10 protein-coding genes are annotated in these 6,592 nt (G+C 69.6%); 1 reads left to right on the top strand and 9 read right to left on the bottom strand.

What is annotated here, in order from left to right; all coding sequences use genetic code 11:
- Window positions 1-118: 118 nt before the first annotated feature.
- Together AC07EQ_RS42510 and AC07EQ_RS42505 are read right to left on the bottom strand one after the other, a co-directional pair.
- The gene (locus AC07EQ_RS42510; protein ID WP_478393454.1) at window positions 119-631 is read right to left on the bottom strand and encodes a DinB family protein; all 513 of its coding nucleotides are present in this window, start codon (window positions 629-631) and stop codon (window positions 119-121) included.
- 78 nt (window positions 632-709) lie between these two features.
- Window positions 710-1,351 (bottom strand): heme-binding beta-barrel domain-containing protein, encoded by a 642-nt coding sequence (locus AC07EQ_RS42505; protein WP_478393453.1) that lies wholly within the window; start codon window positions 1,349-1,351, stop codon window positions 710-712.
- Window positions 1,352-1,598: 247 nt separating this feature from the next.
- On the opposite strand from AC07EQ_RS42505, the gene AC07EQ_RS42500 reads away from it, so the two are divergent.
- Window positions 1,599-2,345: a class I SAM-dependent methyltransferase gene (locus tag AC07EQ_RS42500; protein WP_478393452.1), complete on the top strand. Its 747-nt coding sequence runs from the start codon at window positions 1,599-1,601 to the stop codon at window positions 2,343-2,345.
- Window positions 2,346-2,409: 64 nt separating this feature from the next.
- Here AC07EQ_RS42500 and AC07EQ_RS42495 read toward each other — a convergent pair whose 3' ends face one another.
- From AC07EQ_RS42495 to AC07EQ_RS42465, 7 genes are all read right to left on the bottom strand, one after another.
- On the bottom strand, window positions 2,410-2,709 hold the full coding sequence (locus AC07EQ_RS42495) for a DUF1416 domain-containing protein (RefSeq protein ID WP_478393451.1): 300 nt from the start codon (window positions 2,707-2,709) through the stop codon (window positions 2,410-2,412).
- Window positions 2,710-2,828: 119 nt separating this feature from the next.
- Window positions 2,829-3,677 carry a sulfurtransferase gene (locus tag AC07EQ_RS42490; RefSeq protein WP_478393450.1) on the bottom strand — a complete coding sequence of 283 codons (849 nt, stop codon included), beginning with the start codon at window positions 3,675-3,677 and terminating at the stop codon, window positions 2,829-2,831.
- A gap of 30 nt (window positions 3,678-3,707) precedes the next feature.
- Entirely contained in the window at window positions 3,708-4,157 is a 450-nt protein-coding gene (locus AC07EQ_RS42485; RefSeq protein ID WP_397527792.1) for a DUF4395 domain-containing protein, read from the bottom strand.
- Between the two features lie 110 nt (window positions 4,158-4,267).
- Complete coding sequence (locus AC07EQ_RS42480) at window positions 4,268-4,342, bottom strand: putative leader peptide (protein WP_350945149.1); 75 nt, start codon at window positions 4,340-4,342, stop codon at window positions 4,268-4,270.
- Window positions 4,343-4,477: 135 nt separating this feature from the next.
- Entirely contained in the window at window positions 4,478-4,921 is a 444-nt protein-coding gene (locus AC07EQ_RS42475) for a TlpA family protein disulfide reductase (RefSeq protein ID WP_478393449.1), read from the bottom strand.
- Window positions 4,918-5,721: an LmeA family phospholipid-binding protein gene (locus AC07EQ_RS42470; RefSeq protein WP_478393448.1), complete on the bottom strand. Its 804-nt coding sequence runs from the start codon at window positions 5,719-5,721 to the stop codon at window positions 4,918-4,920. Before AC07EQ_RS42470 ends, AC07EQ_RS42475 begins: the two co-directional genes overlap by 4 nt.
- A gap of 48 nt (window positions 5,722-5,769) precedes the next feature.
- A complete protein-coding gene (locus AC07EQ_RS42465) occupies window positions 5,770-6,528 on the bottom strand; it encodes an alpha/beta hydrolase (RefSeq protein ID WP_478393447.1) in 759 nt (252 codons plus the stop codon).
- Between the last annotated feature and the right edge of the window lie 64 nt (window positions 6,529-6,592).

The following is a 6,592-nucleotide window of genomic DNA, read 5'->3' as shown; positions in this document are numbered from 1 at the left end:
AGACCTCTTCTACCAGGACCCCACGCCCACTCTCCTCACACCCCCGACACACACCACCTCAAGACCCCACTCCCCATTCCACTGAGATCACCTCAATGGAAATTGCGGCCGGACCAGGTCAGCCCATGGTCTTCTGGCCGTCGATGGTCTCGCGGATGATGTCGGCGTGGCCCGCGTGCTGGGCGGTCTCCGCCGCGATGTGCAGGAGCGCCCGGCGCACCGTCCAGCGCTGGCCCTTCTCCTCCTGCCAGGGGGCGTCCGGCAGCTGGTGGGAGAGGTCCAGGTCCGGCAGGGTCGCGACGATCTCGTCGGTCCGCTCCGCCACCTCCGCGTACTCCGCCAGCAGCGATTCCAGCGTTTCCTCGTCGGTCGGGTTGAAGGTCGCCGCGTGCTCGGCGAACGCCGCCTCGTCGTAGGCGTCGAACTTGCGGCCGTTGCGGATGAAGTCGGCCCAGCTCCGCTCGACCTCGGTCACGTGCTTGATCAGCCCGCCGAGGCACAGTTCGCTCTTGGTCGGCCGCAGGCGAGCCTGTTCTTCGGTGAGGTTCTGCACCGTGTGCCGCAGGAAGCCGCGGTGCGCCCGCAGGAGTTCCAGGATGTCGGCGCGCTCGCCGGTGAGGGTGCTGGTCATGCTCTGCCTGCCTCGGGTTCGTCGGTCAGCTGACCAGAACGTAGCCCGGGGGTCCGACAGGAACGGCCGAGCCGAGCGTCAGCCGACGATGCGGTCGAGCTTCGCCGACAGGCGCGGCTGCAGCTCGTGCTCCGAGGTGGCCCGCTCCTCGACGTAGGCCAGCGAGCCTTCGACGACGCCGTAGAGCCGAGTGGCCGCCGTGACGTCTTCGCTGGTCGGAGTGCGCAGGACCGCATCGGTGCCGAAGTGCCAGGTGGTCTGGCCCTGCGGCTTGCCGAAGAACATCTCCGCGACGCCGGTCTCGTGCAGGATCATCAGCTCGATGGTGTCGTCCGCCTGGGGGCGCAAGAAGCCCACCTCGCGGAACGCCGGCGCGACGACCTTGCCGCCCTCGCCGTCGAGCCGCCACGCGCGGCTCTCGTAGGTCAGGAACGGGCGGCCGTCGTGCGCGATGGTCACCTGCTGGACGAACCAGTACGACTCGTCGAGCGCCGGGTGCGACGCCTCGCCCTCGCCGCGCCACACGCCGACCAGCGGCAGCAGCGCGAGGCAGGCGTCGTTCAGCGACGGACCCATCCGCAGGTTGGCGGTGTCGCCGGCGCCGGGCAGGTCGTCGTACTCCGGGACGTTGCGGTCCCGGGTCAGCTTGGCGCGCTCCTCGGCCGCGGCGACCGCGGCGTCGCCGCTGCCGCGCTGTGGTTCGTTCGGCGTAGCAGTCATCGCGTCGAGGTTACCGGGAGCCCCGGATCAGTCGCTGTGCAGGCGGTACACCACGTAGCAGGCGAACCAGATGGTGGCCAGTGCGGCGAGCCCGACGAGGGTGACGAGACCGTAGTGCAGGAAGTCGATAAGTTCCACGCGCAAAGGATAACCACCGCGGCGCCCGTCCGGAGTGTGGCGTCGGGCATGATCTGCGGGCGGATACCGCGCCGAACTGCGCTGGGCCGACAGCAGGGACGGGGATCACATGGACTTCGAGACGTTGCGCGAGCGGGCGCTGGCCTTCCGCGAGGATCTGCTGGCGCGCAAGGACAAGATCGCGCCCGCCGACTTCGGCTGGTACCCGTACGACACGATGGCGAACATCTTCCACCTGGACGCGCTGCTGACCGGCGAGCAGCGCTCGGTGTTCGACCGGATCGCGGGCACCCGCATCGCGGACATCGGCGCGGCCGACGGCGACTTCGGCTTCTTCCTGGAGGCCGAGCTGGGCTGCCAGGTGGACGTGATCGACAACGCGCCGACGAACTTCAACGGGCTGCGCGGCGCCCGCCGGCTCGTCGAGGAGCTGGACTCCGGCGTGCAGGTGCACGAGATCGACTTGGACGCGCAGTTCCGGCTGCCCGCCGAGCACTACGGCGCGGTGTTCTTCCTCGGCCTGCTCTACCACCTGAAGAACCCGTACTTCGTGCTGGAGGAGCTGGCCAAGCGCGCCGACCTGTGCTTCGTGTCGACCCGGGTCGCGCAGGTCGCGCCGGACGGCACCCGGATCCAGCAGCTGCCGGTGGCGTACCTGCTGGACCCGGCCGAGGCCAACAACGACGCGACGAACTTCTGGATCTTCAGCGAGACGGGCCTGCGCCGGCTGTTCGACCGCACCGGCTGGGAGGTCGTGGACTTCACGACGGTGGGCTGCCGGGAGGACTCCGACCCGCGTTCCCAGGACCGCGACGAACGGGCCTTCGCCCTGCTCCGGTCCAAGTCCGCACGCTGACCACAGTGGACGAAGGGCGCCCCGCACCGAACCGGTGCGGGGCGCCCTTCGCGTTGGGAAGAACTCAGGCGACGGCGATGTCCACCGCGTGCACGCCCGGTCCGCTGGTGGTGACCGCGGCCTGGCCCTTGCCCTCGCGGTGGAGGGCCCGGACCGTCCAGTCGCCCGGGGCGGCGTAGAAGGTGAAGTCACCCTCCGGCGAGGAGACGACCTCCGCCGTGAACTCGCCCGAGGAGTCCAGCAGGCGGACGAAAGCCCCGCCGACCGGCGCGCTACCGGCCCGCACCTTGCCCGTCACGATGACCTGGTCGGTGTCCTCGGCGACCGCCGTGCCCGACTGCTGCGGCGCTCCGCATCCGCTCATGCTCAACTCTCCTCGATCTCGTCCGCGTCCTGGTGGTCGCTTCGCCCGTGTCTACTTTTTGTTGCTACAGCAGCGAAAAGTAGACACGGGTCGGAGCGTGCGACGCGGTGCGAACAGTTTCAGTTCTTGGCCGCTTCGGCCGGGTTTTCGATCGGGACGCCGACCAGCGAGCCGTACTCGGTCCACGAGCCGTCGTAGTTCTTGACGTTGGCGTTGCCCAGCAGCTCGCGGAGCACGAACCAGGTGTGCGAGGAGCGCTCGCCGATCCGGCAGTAGGCGATGGTGTCCTTCGACGTGTCGAGCCCGGCGTCCTGGTAGATCTCGGTCAGCTCGTCGTCGGACTTGAAGGTGCCGTCCTCGTTCGCGGCCTTGCTCCACGGCACGTTGATCGCCGACGGGATGTGCCCGGCGCGCTGCGCCGACTCCTGCGGCAGGTGCGCCGGGGCCAGCAGCTTGCCCGCGAACTCGTCGGGCGAGCGGACGTCGACCAGGTTCTTGTTGTCGATGGCGTCCACGACCTCGTCGCGGAACGCGCGGATCGAGGTGTCCGGTTCCTGCGCCTTGTACGTGGTCGCGGCCTTGTTCGGCTCGTCCTTGGTCAGCTCGCGGCCGTCGAGCTCCCACTTCTTGCGGCCGCCGTCGAGCAGCTTGACGTCACCGTGCCCGTACAGCTTGAAGTACCAGTACGCGTACGCGGCGAACCAGTTGTTGTTGCCGCCGTACAGGATCACCGTGTCGTCGTTGCTGATTCCCTTGGCGGACAGCAACTTCTCGAAGCCCTCGCGGTTGACGAAGTCACGGCGGACGTGGTCCTGGAGCTCGTTCTTCCAGTCCAGCTTGATGGCGCCCGGGATGTGCCCGCCGTCGTAGGCGGTGGTGTCCTCGTCCACCTCGGCGAACACCACGCCGGCGGTGTTCAGGTTCTGTTCGGCCCACTCGGTGGAAACCAGGACCTCTGCGCGGCTCATCGAGCGACTCCTTCGTTGATCTTCGGTGGTTCAGCGGGTGTCTGATGTGGACGCCCCGGCTGGCGCGACGCGCCGGAGCAAGAGGTACATCTGGCAGCCGAGGCAGTAGCCGAACACCGCGTTGAGCAGCGCCGCCACCAGGGCGAACGCGTTCGCGACGAGGCCCAGCGTCGTCCACTCGGCGGCGTAGCCGATGGTGGCCACCAGCGCGAAGGCGAAACCGACCCCCTGGGAGAACCGGACCGGTGCCGGTTCTTCGCGTTCGGCCGGATCGACGGGCGCGAGGCGCGGTTGCACTGCCTGCCGGAACACGTAACCCCACGGGTTGAGCCGCATTCCGAGGAACGCGCACATCCCGAACAGCACCATTTGTGCGGCGAGCACCCGCCAACTCGCGGTGACCAGCCCGAGCGCGAGGATCACGCTGGTCATCGCGGCGGTGAAGCGGACGCCACGCGGGTCGAGCGTTGCGGCGGACATGGGGCCTCCTGACTCAGTGGACTTCGACTGCCGAGTCCGTCAGGCGGTTTCGGAGAGCACACCCCAGCCGCGGCGCGGCCGTGCGATGTGCAAGACGTACTACCGCCCGGTCAGTGCCCGCAACACAGGCTGCTACCCACGCGGCAAAGATCCACCGCGCGCCTCCGGGTCAGCAGTACATGCACGGACCGGAGGTTACCGGCTAGACCGATCGGCGGGAAGGTCGTTCACAGGGTGAGACGCCGTGGATAGATTTCCAGGCTCGTTTGCGTGGCGGTGCGGACCAGTGCGAACCGCGAAGCTCCAGGCGGGCCCAGGGGTCACGCGAGGTGGGGTTGCAGGGCGGTGGCGAGTTCGTCGCGGCGCGGGACTCCTCCGACGCGGAACAGCTCCCGGCCCGCGCCGTCGAGCACGAGCGTCGTCGGGGTGCGGTGCACCCCCAGCGGCGTCGACCACTCCGGGTGATCCGTGAGGTCGACCTCCACGTGGCGCACGCCTTCGGTGCGCCCGACGAAGTCGGACAGCAGGATGCGGGTGTGCCGACAGGGCGCGCAGAACGTGGTGGACAGCTGCAGCAGCGTCACCTTGGCGTCGGTGTCCGGGGCGTCGGCGAGCTGCTGCCGCAGGCCCTCGGGAAGCTTGTCGAACATGCTCTCCTCGCCGCCGGTCGCCTTGCGCACCTTGCCTTCCCTGGCCCGCCAGACCAGGCCGAACACCGCGGCGACGGCGACGGCGATCAGCAGTGCCCAGGTACCGGCGTTCACCCCGTGCTCACCCCGCCGGCGTTGATGGTGACGTTCTCGGCGATGCCCTCGATGACCAGCGCGCCCCGCTCGACGCGCACCGCGGTCGGCTTGACCTCGAACGGCAGCAGCCCCGGGTCGAGGGTGGTGCTGAACTGCTTGAGCACCGACTGCTCGAACAGCTTCGGCAGCTCGATGCGGCCCAGCGCGCTGTTGTTCAGGTCCAGCTTCCGCGGCTCGATCTTCATCTTGTCGTCGACCAGGGACAAGACCGCGATGACCCGCACCTTGTTGTCGGAGCCCGCGATGTTCACGGTGCCGTCCAGCTGGACCACGGCCTTGGTGTCGTCGGTGCCCGCCGCGAGCTGCTCGTCGGCGCTGCTGATGTTGCCGTCGTCGTCGGCCAGCGCGTCCTTGGGGGCGGGCTCGATCGTCAGGTCCTGGATGCCGATCAGCCGCGCGATGTCGGAGGCCTTCAGCTTCACCCGGCCGACGAGCTGGTCGACGGTGATGTGGTCGGCGGTGCCGGAGATCACGTCGGCGGTGGACACCCGCGCGCCGTGCAGGTCGGCCTCGATGCCGACCTCGTTGAGCTGCCCGACCTGCACCGCGTTGGCGGCCAGCTGCACGTCGCGGTAGTTCCCGGCGATGACCTGGGTGAGGAACGGGAACCCGTTGATCCGCACGTCCGGGTTCTCGCGGAGCCGCATCTGCTCGGCCAGCCGCTTCGACACCTGGTACTCGGCGATCGCGGCAGCGCCGAAGTCGGCGCCCACCAGGAGGCCGACGATGATCACGAGGGCGATGGCGAGCTTCTTCACCGAGCGGTCCGTTTCTCGTCGGGGCAGCGGGCCGGTGGCCTTCGGGACCTAGCGGCCACCACGATCGGGTGGCCCCACTGTATCGGCCGCCCAGCCGGCGATGCGGTCCACCAATTCGGCGCTGGTCGAGCTCTCGGCGTGTCGCATGCCCGGGACCAGCCAGAACTCGCCGCCGCCCGCCTCGCTGAGCGCCACCGCGTCGGCCACCGGGAAGTAGTGGTCCTGGTCACCGTGCACGACCAGCAGCGGCACCGGGATGCGCGACGCCAGCTCGATCGGCGAGATCGGCACGTCCGGCCAGGGCGGGGCGAGGCGGACGCCGAGCAGCCGGGCGCTCCAGCGGCCGTGCGGCTGCTCGAGCAGCCAGTGCACCCTGCGCATCGCGGGCGTCTCGCGGACCCACCAGCGCGCCGGGCTGCTCACCGAGATCACCGCGTCCGGCGGCGCGGACAGTGCCGCGTGCCGCAGCACCACCGAGCCGCCCAGCGAGAACCCGACGGTGACCACCTTGCGGCAGCCGAGCTCGCGGAGGCGCTCGACGGCGGCGGCGATGTCCAGCGCCTCGGCGGGCCCGACGGTGGTGCGGCCACCGGAGCGGCCGTGCCCGCGGAAGTCGACCGCGAGCACCGGTGCGTGGCTCGCCAGCCGCTCCAGCACCCGCCGCACGGCGGGCTTGCGCACGTGGTTGGTGAAGCCGTGGCCGACCACGAAACCGAGGTCCGCGGGCAGGCCCGGACCGGGGTAGAGCAGCCCGCGCAGCGGCGTGCCGTCGGCGGCGCTGAGCGTGACGTGGCGCACCCGACACATGCCCGTAACAAATGGACGCCCACCGTTCACAAATGTGATGCCGCCGGTTGGACCTGGGTTTTTC

The organism is Saccharopolyspora sp. NPDC045839, assembly GCF_056431645.1.
This window is presented reverse-complemented; position numbering and strand designations above follow the sequence as displayed.